Origin of the sequence: Undibacterium sp. RuTC16W, from assembly GCF_049339445.1 — a bacterium.
GTDB lineage: Bacteria > Pseudomonadota > Gammaproteobacteria > Burkholderiales > Burkholderiaceae_D > Undibacterium.
Window position 1 is genome coordinate 246,764 of the sequence record NZ_JBMPPE010000006.1, and the last position, 16,844, is coordinate 263,607.

The following is a 16,844-nucleotide window of genomic DNA, read 5'->3' on the forward strand; positions in this document are numbered from 1 at the left end:
ATCAGGTAGACTGGTGTAATCCTGACCCAATCAGATCAGCGGGACTTGCTGGGCCTCCGTCTTTATCCCAATAAAATAACCAGCCAGCCTCAGAAAAATGCGTGGCTCTGCGCAAAATAAATGACATTGCCATTTGCACTGCATGCCAGCTATCGATCCCATAAATCCTTGAGAGATGCGAGTCGAGTATTCCCAGTGATACGGTGCAACCCCATGCAAGATGATCCTTCACGGGAGCGGCAATACCTAAAATCAGTTCAGCGCCTGTACCGTCTGGCGACACCGCATACCAGCGGCGTTCTAATAAAAAATTGCTCATGACCGGATTCTTTCCCTTCAATTGGTTTCTGCATGGCTGGCAGGCTTCATTTCGTTGAATAGAATCTTGTTGGAAAAAGGGTCCGTCAAACTCATGACACGATCGCCCCATGGGGCGATTTCGATACCCGGTTTATTGTATTTATAGGTCTTCTGAGACAATTCGTGGTACAGCGTATCGATGTCCGTGGTATTTACAAACACCTTGCTTCCCGGCGTGCAGTCGCCGGAGTGCTCACTCAGATGAAAAACTAAATTCCCCTTCGATACTTGCATATACAGAGGAAAATCTGCCTCAAACCGGTGCTCCCAATCGATATTCATACCGAGAAATTCGATATAAAACTGTTTCGCTTTTTCTTCATCAAAGATGCGTAAAACGGGAATGCTCTGGAAGTTCATCGCCTATCCTTATCCATACATTATTCTGGAAATCGATGATAGCGCATTAGTGCGATTGCGAACACGAACATGGCGGCGACCACAAACCTAGATCCAGACCTATTTAACCACCAGGTCCGGTGACATGATCGCTTTCAGATAGGTTTGTATGCCTGCTTCGCTGTCTTCTTTGGCGCGTTGCTTCTGGCTGATCCACCAGACATTGCCTTTGCGTACGGAGCAGTCTTGCTGTGCCGGGGCGATCAGACGGGCTGCTACCTGACCCAGCGTAGGCTGGTGACCGATAATAAGTACGGGTTCGCGACTGTTGGGCCAGTTTGCGGCCAGGAGCAGGGCGTCAGCATCGGCTTCGGGGCCGATTTCGTAGATGACTTTGAATTTACGGTCGAGTGCCGCCATCGTCTCACGGGTTCTGACCGTGGGGCTGACTAGAATGCGGCAGGTTTCCGGTAGATTGCTGTCTAACCAGTAGGCCATTTTATTGGCCTGTTTGATTCCTTTGCCTGTGAGTTTGCGGGCGCTGTCTGGCATGCCGGGGGCCGCCAGTTCTGCGTCGGCATGGCGCCACAGGATCAGATCCATCTTATTCCCCGTCCGTGTCCGACAAGGAGCCCAGACGCTGCATCAGGCTTTGCTGGGCGCAAATGGATGCTTGCTTGGTGCGGGCTTTTTTGCGGTGATAGTCACCGTCGCTGTCTAGTGTCCAGGCGTTGACATTATCCTTGAGGTAGGGATCAAGGCCTTCGGTGATCACCCGTTTTTTCAGGGATTTATCTAATACCGGAAACGCGACTTCAATACGGCGGAACAGATTGCGGCTCATCCAGTCGGCGCTGGCGAGGTGCACGTCGTGGGCAAGATCGTTGCGGAAATAATAGATGCGGCTATGTTCCAGAAAGCGTCCGATGATGGAGCGTACTTTGATGTTTTCAGATAAGCCCGGAACGCCAGGACGGAGCGCGCACGCACCGCGCACGATCAGGTCAATTTTGACACCATCGGCTGATGCTGCATATAACGCACGGATGACGGATTCATCGAGCAGGGCATTCATCTTGGCGATAATCCGTCCCGGCCTGCCGGAGCGGGCGATCTTCGCTTCGTTACGGATGGCTTTGATGATCTGCGGTTGCAGGGCAAATGGTGCGAGCCACAGATAGTCGAGTTTTTTCGGTTTATTCAGGCCAGTCAGATGGATGAATACTTCGTTCACCTCCGCAGCAATCGCCGGATGCGCCGTTAGCAGACCAAAATCCGTATAGAACTTGGTCGTCGACGGATGATAGTTGCCAGTGCCCAGATGCGCGTAATGCCGCAATGTACCGCCTTCTTCGCGACGGATTACGAGGGCTAATTTGGCATGAGTTTTTAATCCGACCACACCGTAGACCACCTGAGCGCCAGCGCGTTGCAGGCGATCCGCCCAGTTGATATTGGCCTCTTCGTCAAAGCGCGCCATCAGCTCGACCACGACGGTGACTTCTTTGCCATGGCGTGCTGCGGTGATCAGCGATTCCATCAGATCCGAGTTCATACCAGTGCGGTAAATCGTCTGCTTGATCGCCACCACTGTAGGATCAAGCGATGCCGAGCGGATGAAGTCAATGACTGTCTGGAAAGGCTGAAATGGATGATGCAATAAAATATCTTGTTTGCCGAGCAGGGTGAAGATGTCGGCGTGTGTGTATTTGGAATTGATCTTCGCAGAGAACGGCGGGAAGCGCAGATTCGGCTGTTTGACATGATCCACCAGCTCAGACAGGCGCACCATATTGACCGGACCGTCGACCGGATATAAACGGTCCTGATTCAGCGAGAATTGCGACAACAGGAATTGCGCAAGGTCGTCTGGACAGTTTTTGGCGACTTCCAGACGGACGGCTGCGCCAAACTGGCGCGTTTGTAATTCGCCTTGCAAGGCCTGACGCAAATTTTTCACTTCTTCTTCATCGACCCACAGATCACTATCGCGTGTCACGCGGAATTGCGAGTAGGCGAGAACTTCTCGTCCGTTGAACAAATCACCAATATGCGCATGAATCACCGATGACAACAGGCAGAAGGATAAGCCTTTGTCTGATAGTTCATCTGGTAATTTGATCACCCTTGGCAGGACGCGCGGTGCTTTGACAATCGCAATCGCCGTGCCGCGGCCAAAGGCATCTTTGCCAGCCAGCGAGACGATAAAATTCAAACTCTTATTCACTACTTGCGGGAATGGATGCGCAGGATCGAGGCCGATCGGCGTCAGCAGTGGTTTTACTTCACGCTCAAAGTAGGCCTTGACCCAGGCTCTTTGTGCTTCGTTTCTATCGGTATGGCGCAACAGGTGTATATGTTTGCGTGCCAGTTGCGGCAAAATTTCCTGATTCAGAACTTCGTACTGACGTTTCGCGAGCTCATGACATTCTTTATTAATCCTGTCCATCATCGCGACGAAAGCCGGATGTTGCGCCAATTCGCCATCTACCGTGTTCTGTGCCAGCAGACTCGCAACCCGGACTTCAAAGAATTCATCGAGATTGCTACCGACGATGCACAAGTAACGCAAGCGCTCCATTAAAGGAATGGTTTTGTCCTCGGCCTGTGCCAGTACACGCCAATTAAAAGCGATTTGTGACATCTCCCGATCAAGGAAAATCGCTGATCGCGGTAATTCCTGATGTATTGTCATAGAAGTCGCAGGCTTGACATGAGTGCTTTGCTCAATCGGTTCGACAGGCGTTGCCACTGATTCCGCTGGCGGGTTGGGGGCTTTCTGATCTTGCATGTTTGCTCGCGTGTCATAGAGACCGTCATATAGGTGCAGTGGATTGTAAAGAGGCAATATGACAAGTTTATGACAATTAATGACATACTAATCCTGTATTTCATCAAATATTATTGTGCGTCATAATCCTGTCATATTTGACTTGTAAAGTTCGCTGCGTAATAAATCAGTTATGAACCAGCAGTAATGGGCCAGATCCAGACTGCTACGTGTTATTTAACCCCGAGGTGAATATGCAACTCAATCGACTCTTTACATCTTTGATGATCGCGTTTGTTACAGCGACAGCATCCGTTTCAGCAGTTCAAGCCGCCGACATGACCGGCGCAGGTGCGACTTTCCCTTATCCTATTTATGCAAAATGGGCAGAAGCTTACAAAAAAGCAACGGGTAACGGCCTGAACTATCAGTCCATCGGTTCCGGTGGTGGTATCAAACAGATTAAAGCAAAGACGGTCGATTTCGGCGCGTCCGATATGCCCTTGAAGCTCGAAGAATTGGATGCAGAAGGTTTGACACAATTCCCGGCGATCATCGGTGGCGTGGTGCCGGTTGTCAATCTGGACGGCATCGCTCCAGGCAAAATGAAGATGACAGGCGACGTTCTGGCTGCCATCTACATGGGCAAAATCACTAAATGGAATGCGCCGGAAATCGCGGCAATCAATCCAGGACTGAAACTGCCAGCAGAAGAAATCACTGTTGTACATCGTTCTGACGGTTCCGGTACGACCTTCCTGTGGTCCGACTACCTGTCTAAAGTCAATGCAGAATTCAAAACAGTCGTTGGTGCAAGCACAGCCGTCAAATGGCCGGTAGGTCTGGGCGGTAAGGGTAATGAAGGCGTTGCCGCTAACGTACAACGTATCAAGAACTCCATCGGCTACGTTGAATATGCTTACGTTAAACGTAACAAAATGACTTATACCTTGTTGAAAAACGCCGATGGTCAATTCGCTGAACCAGATGATGAAAATTTCAAAGCGGCAGCAGCAGGTGCTGACTGGTCTAAAGCACCTGGCATGTACCTGGTGTTGACTAACCAGCCAGGCAAAGTGACATGGCCGATCACTGGTGCATCGTTCATCCTGATGCATAAAGCTCAGGCGGATGCTGAAAAAGGCAAAGAAGTATTGAAGTTCTTTGACTGGGCATTCAAAAACGGCGGCGCGATGGCAACGGAACTGGAATATGTGTCCTTGCCACCAGCAGTAGTCAAGCTGATCGAAGACGGCTGGAAAGCAAAAGTCAAAGACGCATCCGGCAAAGCAATCTGGTAATCAATTCAGCTAGATCGTTAGAATGTTTGATTGCTACCTTGATGATGAATTGCCATGGTCAAGGTGCACATCAGGATAATAAGTAAAAGTGTTAAAAGCAGTAAAAGCGGTAAAAGCAGTGCAATTAGCATTACAACTAGCAGTACAAAGCAAAGTGGAATCCGCGGTTGAGAGCGGCATCCACTTTGCCCATAGTGTCAGAAGTTCCGTAAGACTCAGAACAAGCCCTGAACGATTACCCGAACTACTTTAATGAGATGGAATTGTGTTCCATGCAGATACAACAACCTTCGATAGCCATGTCCACGCCCACTTCTCCAGCCAGCCCAAGCACCCTCCAGAACCACTCTCAGGTTGCTGCTTCGGCGCAATCGGCAGAAGTCAATATGGTCGCGGTCATGCGACGTCAGCAATGGCAAGATTTTATCTTCCATAAACTGACATTCAGCTTTGCCCTATTCGTGTTGGTGGTGCTGATTGGCATCATCATTTCCTTGATTATCCGCGCCTGGCCGGCGATGCAAGAGTTTGGCCCCGGATTTGTGACAACCATAGAGTGGGATCCGGTCAATGATAAATACGGTGGCCTGATTGCCATCGTCGGCACGCTCGCCACCTCGGTGATCGCGCTGCTGATTGCTTTCCCGGTTAGTTTTGGCATTGCCTTATTTCTCACCGAAATTTGTCCGCCATGGCTGAAGCGTCCGCTCGGTACAGCGATTGAATTGCTGGCCGGTGTGCCAAGTATTATTTACGGTATGTGGGGTTTGTTCGTGTTTGCACCGCTGTTCTCTGAATACATACAGCCTGCATTGCACAACACCCTGGGTAAATTGCCCGTCATCGGCGTGATGTTCTCCGGTCCTATGATCGGTATCGGTATTCTGGCGGCAGGCGTGATTCTGGCGATCATGATTATTCCGTTCATCTCCTCCGTCATGCGCGATGTGTTTGAGGTCGTTCCTCCGGTATTGAAAGAATCTGCCTACGGCCTCGGTTGTACTAAATGGGAAGTCGTCCGCAAAATCGTTTTACCTTATACCAAGATTGGCGTCGTCGGCGGCGTCATGCTGGGTCTGGGACGCGCTCTTGGCGAGACCATGGCGATTACCTTTGTGATCGGTAATGCGCATAAATTATCCTGGTCCCTGTTCGCAGCAGGTAACAGTATTGCTTCGACTCTGGCGAATGAATTTGCTGAAGCGGAGACGGTGCTGCATACCTCATCCCTGTTCTTGCTGGGTCTGATCCTGTTTGTGATTACCTTTGTTGTACTGTCGGCTGCCAAGCTGATGCTCCTGGGTTTAAGTAAAAAAGAAGGTGCAAAATGAGCGACAACTACCTGGCGGCAGCGCCTTTGCCGTTGAATTCTTCTCCGGATAATCCTGTTTATAAACGTCGTCTGCTGACGCATAAAATCGGTATCGCCTTGTCTTCGCTGGCGATGGCCTTGGGTGTATTTTTCCTGATGTGGATACTGGCGACCTTGCTGATCAAAGGTTTTTCGGCAATCAGTGTGGCAATGTTTGTCGACACCACACCGGCACCAGGCAGTGATGGTGGTGGTCTGATGAATGCGATTGTCGGCAGCTTTATGATGGTCGGATTTGCGACACTGATTAGTACGCCGATTGGTATTCTGGCCGGTATTTATCTCGCTGAATACGGCGACAAGAGCTGGTTCGGTGGTGTCACACGTTTTGTGACTGACATTATGTTGTCTGCGCCATCGATTGTGATCGGTTTGTTCGTGTATGCGATCTATGTGTACAACGTCAAACATTTTTCTGGTTGGGCAGGCAGTTTGGCGATCTCGTTGATTGCCATTCCTGTAGTGGTTCGCACGACTGACAATATGCTGGGCCTGGTGCCGACTAGCTTGCGCGAAGCCGCATTTGCGCTAGGTGCGCCACGTTGGAAAGTCGCTTTGCTGATTCGTTTGCGCGCAGTCAAGGCAGGCGTCATTACCGGTATCTTGTTAGCGGTTGCGCGTATCTCCGGCGAGACAGCCCCTTTGCTGTTCACCGCCCTGAACAACCAGTTCTATAACGGTAATATGAATAAACCGATGGCGAATTTGCCCGTCGTGATCTACCAGTTTGCAATGAGCCCTTACGATAACTGGCGTGAGCTGGCTTGGGGTGGCGCCTTGCTGATTACATTTAGTGTGTTGGGACTGAATATTCTGTCACGCACGATGTTCAACCAAAAAGTTCAGAACTAATTTCCTTGGAATCCATAATGACAATGACCATGACAGAGCCAGCAGCATCGACTATTGACAGCAAAATGGCGATCGAAATTTCAGGTTTGAATTTTTTCTACGGTGCGACACGTAGCCTGCGCGATATCAACCTGAATATCCGCGACAAAAAAGTAACTGCCTTTATCGGCCCATCCGGTTGTGGTAAATCGACTTTGCTGCGTACCCTGAACCGTATGTACGATCTGTATCCAGGCCAGCGTGCCGAAGGTCAGATCATGTATAACGGCAAAAATATTCTCGATGCGAATCAGGATATCAACTTGCTGCGCGCTAAAGTTGGCATGGTGTTTCAGAAGCCAACACCATTCCCGATGTCGGTCTATGACAACATCGCGTTCGGTGTACGTTTGTACGAGAACCTGTCTAAAGGCGAGATGGATGAACGCGTTGAATGGTCTCTGAAAAAAGCGGCACTCTGGACCGAAGTGAAAGACAAGCTGAACAAGAGCGGTCTGAGTTTGTCCGGCGGTCAGCAACAACGTCTGTGTATCGCCCGCGGTGTATCCGTCAAGCCAGATGTACTGTTGCTGGATGAACCAACCTCGGCACTGGATCCGATTTCGACCGTCAAGATCGAAGAGCTGATTCATGAGCTGAAAGAGGACTACACCATCGCGATCGTGACCCACAATATGCAACAGGCAGCCCGCTGCTCAGACTTCACCGCGTATATGTATCTGGGTGAGTTGGTGGAATTCGGTGAGACGGATCAGATATTTATGAATCCTGTGAAAAAAGAAACGCAGGATTACATCACTGGCCGTTTCGGCTAGTCGCACACTGATTAAGTTACTGTGCGGAGCGATCTTGGTTCGGCGATGCTTGACGTACTAAAGTACGACTGCGCTTCTCAAACCAAGCTAGCCCCGCTCGCTACGCTTACTCAGCGCGCTTGTGAGATATTTAAGTAAAAACCAAGCAAAAAAATTGCACATTTAGGAGCATACCGTGACAGGCGAACATTCTTCAAAACAGTATGACAATGATCTGGAAACGATTCGTTCTAAGGTCTTGTTGATGGGTGGTCTGGTGGAGAGCCATTTCCATGATGCGATGTCGTGCTTTCGCACCGGTAATGCCGAGCATGCCGAGCAGGTGATTAAATCGGATCTGGAAGTGAATCGTCTTGAAGTGACTCTGGATGACATGTGCAGTCACCTGATCGTCAAGCGCCAGCCGGCAGCGAATGATTTGCGTACTGTCATGGCAACGGGAAAAGTGATTACCGATCTCGAACGTATCGGTGACGAGTCGACCAAGATTGCCCGGATTTCACGCGATGCAAGTCTGGCACGCAAGCAGCAGGCACTTTTCAACGGCTATGACGCCGTGCGTGTTCTGGCAGCGAGTGTTGGCGATATGTTGCATCAGTCGCTGGATGCGTTTGCACGTCTGGATCAGGCTAAGGCGGTGCAACTGATCGCTCAGGATGCCTTGATCGACAACGACTTCCGTTCGATCATGCGCAATCTGATCACCTTCATGATGGAAGATCCGAGCACGATCTCTTCGACGCTGGATGCACTGTGGGTGGCAAAGGCAATCGAACGCATCGGCGATCACGCTAAAAATATCGCAGAACACACTATCTATATCGTCGAAGGTAAAGACATCCGTCACTCCGACTATGTAGCGACTAAACAAGAGCAAAGTAACTAATTCATTCTATGATGGCTGCTGACAAGACTACTATTCTCATCGTTGAAGATGAGCCCGCCATCGTCGAGCTGGTGACATTTACCTTGCGCGCCAGCGGATGGAATACCTATTCCGTCAACAATACGGCAGAGGCCTGGGAATTCATTCAGCGCCGCACGCCGCAACTGGTGCTGCTCGACTGGATGTTGCCTGACCAGAGTGGTTTGCGTCTCTTGTCAAAGATCCGTGGTGACCGTCAATTGAACGAAGTCCCTGTCATTATGCTGACGGCAAAAAGCATGGAAGAAGACAAGATCGCCGGTCTCGATCATGGCGCCGATGATTATGTGACGAAACCATTCTCGCCGCGCGAATTGACGGCGCGTATTAAGGCTCTGTTACGCCGCAAAAGTCCTGAACATGCGCAAAGCGCCCTGGCTGCTGGCCCGGTGGTCCTTGACCCGGTCAGTTGCACGGTCAAGATCGATGAGCAAAAGGTCGATATCGGTCATGCAGAATACAAGCTGCTCAAGTTTTTTATGGCACACCCCGAGCGCGTATTCTCACGCAGTCAGTTGCTCGACAAGGTCTGGGGCGATCATGTCGTTATCGAAGAACGTACGGTCGACGTCCATGTGCTGCGTCTGCGCAAAGTACTAAAGAACGCGGAATCCTTGATCAAAACAGTGCGCAGCGTAGGATATATGCTGTCGGAGAAATAGAGCGGCGATCATCTTCGCTCGTGTTTCTGCAGGCGATCTCGGATCACGCTGTGTTTGCCAGACATTTTGATATACTCCCCCTGTAATTAATAAAAAACAGCCCAATCCGCACATTCTTATTGGTGGATTGAAATATACAGGGGTAGAGTATTTTCTCTTAAGCGTTACTTAGGGTAGTTAATGCATCCTCATCTTATCTTCTGGATCTCTGCCACCGTCCGTATTCTGGTGGTGCTGGGTCTGTCTGCTGCCGCAGGTTTTGTCTGGGGGCCTGTACCTGGTCTGGTTCTCGCTGTAATCGGCGTGATCGTCCTGATCGTAATACAACTCTTCTTTTTGCTGCGCTTGTCTGACTGGCTTGATAAACCGAATATCTCGCGTTTGCCGGATGGCTGGGGTGCCTGGACCGAAGTCTTCTCGCGCCTGTACCGTTTGCGTCGCGGCGATGAAAAAAATCAAACCGAACTAGCCGAATGGCTCGCCCGTTTTCGTCAGGCCATGACCTTATTACCCGACGGCGTGGTGATCATGGATGACGTCCTGTTTCTTGAATGGTGCAATCCCGCGGCAGAAAATCATCTTGGCCTGAGCCTTAAGCAAGATAAAGGCATGCGGATTACCAATCTGGTACGCAGTCCTGAGTTCATGGATTACATCATCCTCGGTCGCTACGATGTACCGCTGACGCTGTCGTTCCGCGAGCGTAAATTGATTGTTCATATCATCCCATTTGAAAATCGCAGGCAGATTTTAGTCACGCATGATGTCACCGAATCCGAACGGATTGATATGATGCGCCGCGATTTTATTGCCAATGCCTCCCATGAATTGCGCACGCCGCTGACGGTGATCAACGGATTTTTAGAGATCGCCTCCCTGCAACCAGACCTCGACGCATCAACCCGGATGTCACATCTGAAGCTGATGGCAGAGCAGGGCGAGCGCATGCAAAGACTAGTTGAGGACATGCTGACCCTGACCCGTCTGGAATCGATGGATTATCCGATGCGACCGGATCGCATCAATATGCGTGCCATGCTGGAACAGATAATCGAAGAAGCACACGCCTTATCCGCAGGTAGGCACATCATCACGCTAGAATTTGATGGGCCGAATATCTTCGGCAGCACGGATGAGATACGCAGTGCCCTGACCAATCTGGTGACGAATGCGATTCGCTATACGCCAGAGAATGGCGAGATCAAACTGATCTGGAAGAATCTATCGCAAGGGCCAAAATTTATCGTGCAAGACAATGGCATCGGCATCAGTGCTGAACATATTTCGCGCCTGACAGAACGCTTCTATCGCGTCGATAAAAGCCGCTCTCGCGAGACCCAGGGAACCGGCCTGGGACTGGCGATTGTCAAGCATGTGTTATTGCGACACAAAGCGAATTTAATGATTGAATCCACACCAGAGGTCGGCAGTAAATTCTGCGCGCAGTTTCCGACGGGTGCTGTGGTGCAGGATGAGATGGATTGAGTACAGCAGATCTGATCTGAGGCGGTGTAAATAGAAAAGGGCATCACATACAAATATGATGCCCTTTTTTATTGTCCAGTTAATTCGCCTTAATTTCTATACTCCGTCTTAACGCAAACTGATCGTCTGCTTCTTCCACAGCGGATCTTGCCAGCGATAGAACACACTGAGCGAATTAGGGTTGTCAGCCCAGCGTTCTACCTGTAGCGATTCGCCGCTGACGATTTCAAAACTGCGCTTGTAGCGGCCATCCACACGTGCTTCTCTCGCCATCAGGAATTTTGTCGTTCCTGGTACCCATCCCGCAAATTCTGCATAGCCCAGATCCGGTTCTGCCGTTGCGGGCGGGATCACATCGATGACCCACTCCTTGCCTGTTTGATGGAAGAGCCACATCTCGCGCCAGGTATCCATCGGCTGTACGGCCAGTGTCAGTGCGGTGTGCTGGGGATTGCTACGTGCTGAGGCTGCCCATACCAGGCTATAAGTGCAGCGTTGCGCCAGCGGGGCCTTGCTATCGTGTTGTGCGTCAAGTAATGCAACGCAGGTTTCGCCCGGTTGCCCTGGTGTCGTGACGATGCGCAGGTTCTTGCTATCGGCTGATGTGGGTAGCGGTGCCGGTTCTGCTGCCCAGCGCATGCTGCCGGTACGTACGCCTGCTTCTGCATAGCTGACCAGGTCTTCGTCACTCATTTCAGTCTTGTTCACACCTGCTAATTCGGTCAGTGCGCGATTTGCTGCGGCCTCGCTGTAGTTGCTGTTATTACTGTTATCGCCTTTGCGCTGGCGCTGAAATGCAATGCTGGACCAGACACCGGCACGGCGCATGCGGATGCGGTTCTTCTGGTATTCCGGCAATTCCGTAATTTCAACTTTGTCGAGCACCTCGGCACGCCACAGATCGATGTTGTTACGCTCGGTTGGCCGTGTCGCCGGATCGATGCAGTCGGGGCGTGTCAGTGCCAGCGCCGCTTTCGCTTTTTGCATCTGGCTAGCATTCATCGCGAGCACGCGGCGAAAGGCTTCGCCGTCATAGCAGAGCTGGATACGTCCGTCCCTTTCTATGCTTTTTAGATTCACGCCGTAATACGCGGCGACTTCCAGATGTGCAGCGATCTGGGTGTCGTTTTGCTTCACACCCGGATTAAGCGCTTTATTTGATGCGCGACGCGCCAGACGTTCTGCCATCCCGCCCAATGTATCAAAGGCTTCGGCGTTGATTGCCTGCACTGGAGCTGCCTTCAGGAAGACTGCGGTGTAGGCGATGCCCAAGGCTTCCGCACCCGGTGTATCACCCAGAAAGCGTACGACCGACAAAAGCTCAGACGCATCGTCGGGCTTGGTTGAGATGATCCTGACCTGGCTCGCTTTGATATAGCCGGCACGCTCCCGGCGATGGTCGTAGACTTGCAGGTAGTCGAGTTTTTCTCCGCGAATTTCCAGACTATCGCCTTGCCAGAGCACAGCTTGTTGCTGTGCGCTGTCTTTAGGCGCGGCACGCAATTGCGCCTGATCCTGGGTCACGATGGCAAGTACAGTGATGGCAGCAGCTAACACGATTATTGGCTTTCTTCAGTGGACGTTGTTTGTGCTTGTGTCTGCGCCTGGAGTTGGGCTTGCTGGTTTTTACCTGCACCCAATAAGGCCGAGCCGATGAAGCTGCCGTCTGCCGGTGGCGGCGCAATGATCACAGAAATTTTGTCTGACAATTTATCCGCCATGGTTTTTTGGATCAGCAATGGATGTTTGCTCAGCAAGGCACCATCGCGTTCGAGCTGGGCGCTGGCGACTTTACCGACCAGGTCTTGACGATAGGCTTCGGCGTCGGCGAGTTTGCGGCGTGAGTCTGCCTCACCGGCGGCTTCGATGATGCGTGCCTGGGCGGAGCCTTCTGAAGTTTTGATGCGAGAGATTTTTTCGGCTTCGGCTTCAAATTGTCTCTGTTCAATTTGTTTCTGTTTAAACGGCAGTACATGTTTCATTGCTTCTTCTTGTGCTTTGGCGGCGATGATCTGCTCGCTGGCAGCCGCCTCTGCATTTTTTTCACGGCGGATCTTTTCTGCATCGGCTTCGAGTGCGGTTTGCTGGACTTGTTTACCTTTGAGTTCTAAGGTGTAGCGCATTTTTTCACTTTCTAATTCTTCCGCCAGGAGTTTTTCCATACCGACTTTGTAATCGGGTGGCAGATCCACTTTACCCATCATGACGCTACGCAGGATCACGCCATCGGCAGCGAGCTTGGGCTTGAGTTCGGCTTCGATTTGTTGCTGGATTTCCTGACGTTTTCTGGAGAAAATTTCTCTCACGGTGTATCGGGTAAACGCCTTGTAGATGACTCCCTGGACCGCTGGTTCGACGATTTCACCGTTGATATCTTGCGGCAGGTTTTTGCTCATGCTCGTCAGTTTGGCCGGATCGAGCACATACCGTATGGTCAGATCTACTCCCAGCGATAAACCTTCGATCGACTGGAAAGGTGCTTCGCCATTGGCTTTGGCGCTTTTTACCGGACGGTAGGTCTGGTCTAGCAGCGAGTAGCGACGTAACTCATGGATGCCAGGAATCGCCATTACGGTACCGGCACGCAGCTCTTCCGAAACGCCGGTCAGTTGATTGATGCGGATACCGATGTCGCCGCGTTCTATTTTCTGGACGGGCGGATGTTGTGTCACGGCATAAGCGGCGGTGCCGAGGACGGCCAGAATCGCAAGGCGTTTGATGATGGTGCCGCCATGCGTTTTGATGCTGCCGGAGATGTTGGCAGAGACATTGTTAAAGTTGTTACCAGATGCGTCATTGCCGAACCCGCCAGAGGTATGGCGTAGGCCAGATACGCTTTTGGATAAGGTGGAACGGATGGCTTGTACGATGGCTTTGATACGGTCAGACATGACATTCTCCTGGGATGTTATGGTCGGGTGCCGCGCTCATTCGCGGCTGTTCCCTGAGACACATCATGCGACTGAGCGCGCGGAAGAATCAACGGGACAGCCATGCCAGTATCTTCATCACTCCCGAGCGCTTGCTCCGTCCGCGGAGCCAACGGAAGCTCGTGTGAGTAAAAACTCACAGCCTGGCATATGACTTTTTCACTGAAAGCGTGGATACTTCACTCATCAGTGATCAGAACAAAGCAGGAGAAGCGCAGCATGGTAAAAGTAGCCGTAATCGAAGACGATCTGCCGACCAGTAATCAGCTTAAGTCCTGGATAGAATCTGCCAGGCCGGGCATCCAGGTTGATCAATGGTTTAGCCGTGACGACGCCGAAACCGCGCTGGCGCGTGAGACTTATGATCTGGTGGTGCTGGATATCGAGCTGGGACGAGAACGTCATGCCGGTGTGGCTATCATCAATGTGATCAATAAGAGTCAGGCTACGCCGGTACTGGTCGTGTCCGCCATGCCAGCGACGATTTACCGCAGCATCATGAAGGCACTGGATGCCTGGGATTATCTGCAAAAAGCAACATTTGAAGAAGCGGATTTCATCGACACCTTCTTAGAAATTTTACGCGCAGTCAAAGAACGCAAACAGCATAAGGATAACGGCAAACAAGTCGAGCTTATCGATGAGCTGGCGATGGATCCATTGCGTCAGCGCAGTCCGATCTGGCGCGGTCAGCGTATTAATTTGCCGCTGACGGCACAACGGATTCTGGCGGCACTTTTCGCTAGTCGTGGTCAGGTAGTGTCTTACGATGAGTTATATGAGGTCGTGAAGAGCGGGCGCAATCGCGATAATATTCGCAAGCATGTCAGCACTATCCGCGACGCCTTCCGTGAGATTGATCCCGAGTTTGAATGCGTAGAAAACGTGCCGATGCGTGGCTTTCGCTGGGTGGATGGTAAGTAATGAAAGCACTTTTTTCTGCATTGGCACCATATCGTTTGCGTCTCTTATTTCGCACGGCTTTTCTGCTGCTTGCGATGGCCACAGTCGCACTGGCACTCTCTGTACTGCAACAGGAGAAGCAGCTCAGCTATAAAAATTATCAGCACAGTTTTAATAAAACCCGTGAGCAGATACTCTCAACCTTGCGTCATCCCGCAGGTCAACTGGCCTTATTGAATCCGCCCGCAGATAAAGAAGATGAGGGCTTGCATCCTTTGCTGTTGCCATTTTCTGCGCTTGATTTTGATGATCAGAATAAGGTGCAGCAAGCAGTAGCGATGTCGGGCTGCCTGGTGCAATACGGTAGCAGCGGCTCGCTGTGTCTGGGCATCGGTAATAATCCGTGGGCCGGTGGCTATATTTATGTGGCTGGTAGCTTCAATAGTGCCGATCTGGTCGCGCATCAGCGGGGTGATGAGAGTCTGGTCCAAGCGCACAGAATGCAGGTCAGCGTCAGTCTGCGCGGACAGACATATCAATGGATTGCGCCATTTGAAAAAATGACGGATGCGGGAAAAAAATCGGCAGGATTGCGCGGTCGCCTGACCGGATTCTGGAGCGGCGAGGCCGACAAGCCAAATGCCCGGCCAGTGAAAGAATTCCGTGGCTGGATCTGGCAAAACGCGAATTGCAATCAGGCCGAACTCGATGATCAGGATCGCACTTGCAGTAAGACCTCGTTTTATTCCTTACGCCTGCCTATCGCTATCTGGCAAGAGGCTTTGTTTGAGAAAAAGCGTCCGGTCTGGCCACCTGAAGATCTCGATCAGATCAAAGTCAGGATCGTCGTGCTGGCACCGGACAGCAACGATACCTTGTTCGATAGTGAAAAAGGGACGCCGACACCGCCATTCTCACTCAAGGATTTACAAAGTCAGTTATTGCCCGGCGAGACAGTAAGAATACGCAAACTGTCTGGCGCTAAAGAACTGGTGAACCTGAGTGGTCAGGTCGAACAAGAGAATGACTCATGGAACGCACTGACGCGTCTGATTCGTCGCCTGCCTGTGGATGAGTACGATACGCCGCTGGAAAGTCGTGACCAGATCACGACGGCACTCGATAGTTACGAGATCGTACTCAAAGGCGACTTGCGCAGCGTGAGCAAGAGTCTGGCCGTCGTGGCGACCCGCGTGTCCTGGTTTGTCGGTGCCATGCTGCTGGCGCTATTTCTCACCTGGCTGATCATGGAAATCAGCATTATCCGCAAGATTACGGTGTTGACTAAACGCGCCGCATCTTTATCCAAAACGGTGAAAGGCACTGGTGGTTTGCAACAATTTGAGCTGGGGGATTTACGTGGTGATGATGAGTTAGGCGTACTGGCAAGTTGCTTGCATGATTTGCTGCGACGGGTCAAAGAAGACGTCGAGCGCGAAGGTATCCGCGCTGAGCAAGAAAAGCAGATGTGGCATGCCGTCGGTCACGAGATTATGTCGCCGTTGCAGTCGTTGATGGCGCTACATGGTACAGCCGATGATCAGAGTAGTCGTTATATTCACCGCATGCAGCAAGCGATACGCGTACTCTATGGCAGCGCCTCACCAAGTGAAGCGTTTCAATCGACAGAGCTGCAAGTCACCAGCATCGACATCGCGGCTTTCTTGCGTCATGTGGCGGATAATGCGCCTTGCGTTGGTATTTCTCAAGTTGAATTTAATGGCAATGCAGAACTGATCATGGTCAGGGCTGATGATTATTCGCTGGAGGACGTCGTCACCCACGTGCTGCGCAATGCCGACCGCTACCGCCTGCCTGGCAGTTCGATTTTGATTGACTTGCTGAGCAGCGAGACAGGTGTCACGATCATCATCCATAATACCGGCCCGCATATTGCTGTCGATATGCTGGACAAGATTTTTGAATACGGTGTTTCGGATCAGCAGGACTCGGGAGCGAACGGCAACCGCGGGCAGGGCTTGTTTGTCGCGAAAACCTATATGGCAAAAATGGGCGGCACGATCAGTGCGCAGAATACGCATGATGGTGTAAGCTTTGTGCTGAGCTTGCAGCGGGCGCATTGATTTTTTTGTTGCGGTTTTTGCCTGATTTATCTGGCTTGTAATTGAC

Annotated in this window: 15 protein-coding genes and 1 pseudogene; 9 read left to right on the forward strand and 7 right to left on the reverse strand. The window is 51.3% G+C overall.

Translation table 11 applies throughout. The features are described 5' to 3' along the window. Position 1: 1 nt before the first annotated feature. The 4 genes from ACO0K4_RS13545 to ppk1 form a co-directional block, all read right to left on the reverse strand. Positions 2-319 (reverse strand): DUF6968 family protein, encoded by a 318-nt coding sequence (locus tag ACO0K4_RS13545; protein ID WP_422957162.1) that lies wholly within the window; start codon positions 317-319, stop codon positions 2-4. 17 nt (positions 320-336) lie between these two features. Beyond that, positions 337-720 (reverse strand): glyoxalase superfamily protein, encoded by a 384-nt coding sequence (locus ACO0K4_RS13550; RefSeq protein ID WP_422957163.1) that lies wholly within the window; start codon positions 718-720, stop codon positions 337-339. 99 nt (positions 721-819) lie between these two features. Beyond that, positions 820-1,302 carry a SixA phosphatase family protein gene (locus tag ACO0K4_RS13555; RefSeq protein ID WP_422957164.1) on the reverse strand — a complete coding sequence of 161 codons (483 nt, stop codon included), beginning with the start codon at positions 1,300-1,302 and terminating at the stop codon, positions 820-822. A gap of 1 nt (position 1,303) precedes the next feature. Then, positions 1,304-3,394 carry a polyphosphate kinase 1 gene (gene ppk1, locus ACO0K4_RS13560; RefSeq protein ID WP_422957232.1) on the reverse strand — a complete coding sequence of 697 codons (2,091 nt, stop codon included), beginning with the start codon at positions 3,392-3,394 and terminating at the stop codon, positions 1,304-1,306. Positions 3,395-3,753: 359 nt separating this feature from the next. On the opposite strand from ppk1, the gene pstS reads away from it, so the two are divergent. The 7 genes from pstS to phoR all read left to right on the forward strand — a co-directional run bounded on the left by pstS (position 3,754) and on the right by phoR (position 10,881). Further along, on the forward strand, positions 3,754-4,770 hold the full coding sequence (pstS, locus tag ACO0K4_RS13565; RefSeq protein ID WP_422957233.1) for a phosphate ABC transporter substrate-binding protein PstS: 1,017 nt from the start codon (positions 3,754-3,756) through the stop codon (positions 4,768-4,770). Positions 4,771-5,156: 386 nt separating this feature from the next. Further along, entirely contained in the window at positions 5,157-6,101 is a 945-nt protein-coding gene (gene pstC, locus ACO0K4_RS13570; RefSeq protein ID WP_422957234.1) for a phosphate ABC transporter permease subunit PstC, read from the forward strand. Continuing rightward, the gene (pstA, locus tag ACO0K4_RS13575; protein ID WP_422957165.1) at positions 6,098-6,994 is read left to right on the forward strand and encodes a phosphate ABC transporter permease PstA; all 897 of its coding nucleotides are present in this window, start codon (positions 6,098-6,100) and stop codon (positions 6,992-6,994) included. Before pstC ends, pstA begins: the two co-directional genes overlap by 4 nt. A 17-nt stretch (positions 6,995-7,011) precedes the next feature. Then, positions 7,012-7,809 carry a phosphate ABC transporter ATP-binding protein PstB gene (gene pstB, locus ACO0K4_RS13580; protein ID WP_422957166.1) on the forward strand — a complete coding sequence of 266 codons (798 nt, stop codon included), beginning with the start codon at positions 7,012-7,014 and terminating at the stop codon, positions 7,807-7,809. Positions 7,810-7,984: 175 nt separating this feature from the next. After that, a complete protein-coding gene (phoU, locus tag ACO0K4_RS13585; RefSeq protein ID WP_422957167.1) occupies positions 7,985-8,695 on the forward strand; it encodes a phosphate signaling complex protein PhoU in 711 nt (236 codons plus the stop codon). An 11-nt stretch (positions 8,696-8,706) separates the two neighbouring features. Then, entirely contained in the window at positions 8,707-9,396 is a 690-nt protein-coding gene (gene phoB / locus ACO0K4_RS13590) for a phosphate regulon transcriptional regulator PhoB (protein ID WP_422957235.1), read from the forward strand. Between the two features lie 180 nt (positions 9,397-9,576). Further along, positions 9,577-10,881, forward strand: coding sequence for a phosphate regulon sensor histidine kinase PhoR (gene phoR, locus ACO0K4_RS13595; RefSeq protein ID WP_422957168.1), 1,305 nt, complete (start codon positions 9,577-9,579; stop codon positions 10,879-10,881). A 108-nt stretch (positions 10,882-10,989) separates the two neighbouring features. Here the strand turns inward: phoR and ACO0K4_RS13600 are convergent, their stop codons facing one another. Both ACO0K4_RS13600 and ACO0K4_RS13605 read right to left on the reverse strand, forming a co-directional pair. Beyond that, positions 10,990-12,441 carry a hypothetical protein gene (locus ACO0K4_RS13600; RefSeq protein WP_422957236.1) on the reverse strand — a complete coding sequence of 484 codons (1,452 nt, stop codon included), beginning with the start codon at positions 12,439-12,441 and terminating at the stop codon, positions 10,990-10,992. Then, positions 12,441-13,772: an SPFH domain-containing protein gene (locus tag ACO0K4_RS13605; RefSeq protein ID WP_422957169.1), complete on the reverse strand. Its 1,332-nt coding sequence runs from the start codon at positions 13,770-13,772 to the stop codon at positions 12,441-12,443. The genes ACO0K4_RS13600 and ACO0K4_RS13605 overlap by 1 nt, the downstream gene beginning before the upstream one ends. A gap of 258 nt (positions 13,773-14,030) precedes the next feature. Between ACO0K4_RS13605 and ACO0K4_RS13610 the strand changes: the two genes are divergently transcribed. Beyond that, positions 14,031-14,735 (forward strand): response regulator transcription factor, encoded by a 705-nt coding sequence (locus ACO0K4_RS13610; protein WP_422957170.1) that lies wholly within the window; start codon positions 14,031-14,033, stop codon positions 14,733-14,735. Positions 14,736-14,766: 31 nt separating this feature from the next. Here ACO0K4_RS13610 and ACO0K4_RS13615 read toward each other — a convergent pair. Further along, a pseudogene (locus tag ACO0K4_RS13615) lies at positions 14,767-14,817 on the reverse strand (hypothetical protein); the annotation flags it as partial. Between ACO0K4_RS13615 and ACO0K4_RS13620 the strand changes: the two are divergent. Next, positions 14,810-16,798 (forward strand): sensor histidine kinase, encoded by a 1,989-nt coding sequence (locus ACO0K4_RS13620; RefSeq protein ID WP_422957171.1) that lies wholly within the window; start codon positions 14,810-14,812, stop codon positions 16,796-16,798. The pseudogene ACO0K4_RS13615 and the gene ACO0K4_RS13620 overlap by 8 nt on opposite strands. Positions 16,799-16,844: the final 46 nt, after the last annotated feature.

Excerpts from the sequence above, each read along its gene's own strand:
- ACO0K4_RS13545 (WP_422957162.1), bottom strand. The coding sequence starts at position 319 with ATGAGCAATTTTTTATTAGAACGCCGCTGGTATGCGGTGTCGCCAGAC.
- ACO0K4_RS13550 (WP_422957163.1), bottom strand. The coding sequence starts at position 720 with ATGAACTTCCAGAGCATTCCCGTTTTACGCATCTTTGATGAAGAAAAA.
- ACO0K4_RS13555 (WP_422957164.1), bottom strand. The coding sequence starts at position 1,302 with ATGGATCTGATCCTGTGGCGCCATGCCGACGCAGAACTGGCGGCCCCC.
- ppk1 (WP_422957232.1), bottom strand. The coding sequence starts at position 3,394 with ATGACAATACATCAGGAATTACCGCGATCAGCGATTTTCCTTGATCGG.
- pstS (WP_422957233.1), top strand. The coding sequence starts at position 3,754 with ATGATCGCGTTTGTTACAGCGACAGCATCCGTTTCAGCAGTTCAAGCC.
- pstC (WP_422957234.1), top strand. The coding sequence starts at position 5,157 with ATGGTCGCGGTCATGCGACGTCAGCAATGGCAAGATTTTATCTTCCAT.
- pstA (WP_422957165.1), top strand. The coding sequence starts at position 6,098 with ATGAGCGACAACTACCTGGCGGCAGCGCCTTTGCCGTTGAATTCTTCT.
- pstB (WP_422957166.1), top strand. The coding sequence starts at position 7,012 with ATGACAATGACCATGACAGAGCCAGCAGCATCGACTATTGACAGCAAA.
- phoB (WP_422957235.1), top strand. The coding sequence starts at position 8,707 with ATGGCTGCTGACAAGACTACTATTCTCATCGTTGAAGATGAGCCCGCC.
- phoR (WP_422957168.1), top strand. The coding sequence starts at position 9,577 with ATGCATCCTCATCTTATCTTCTGGATCTCTGCCACCGTCCGTATTCTG.
- ACO0K4_RS13605 (WP_422957169.1), bottom strand. The coding sequence starts at position 13,772 with ATGTCTGACCGTATCAAAGCCATCGTACAAGCCATCCGTTCCACCTTA.
- ACO0K4_RS13610 (WP_422957170.1), top strand. The coding sequence starts at position 14,031 with ATGGTAAAAGTAGCCGTAATCGAAGACGATCTGCCGACCAGTAATCAG.
- ACO0K4_RS13620 (WP_422957171.1), top strand. The coding sequence starts at position 14,810 with ATGGCCACAGTCGCACTGGCACTCTCTGTACTGCAACAGGAGAAGCAG.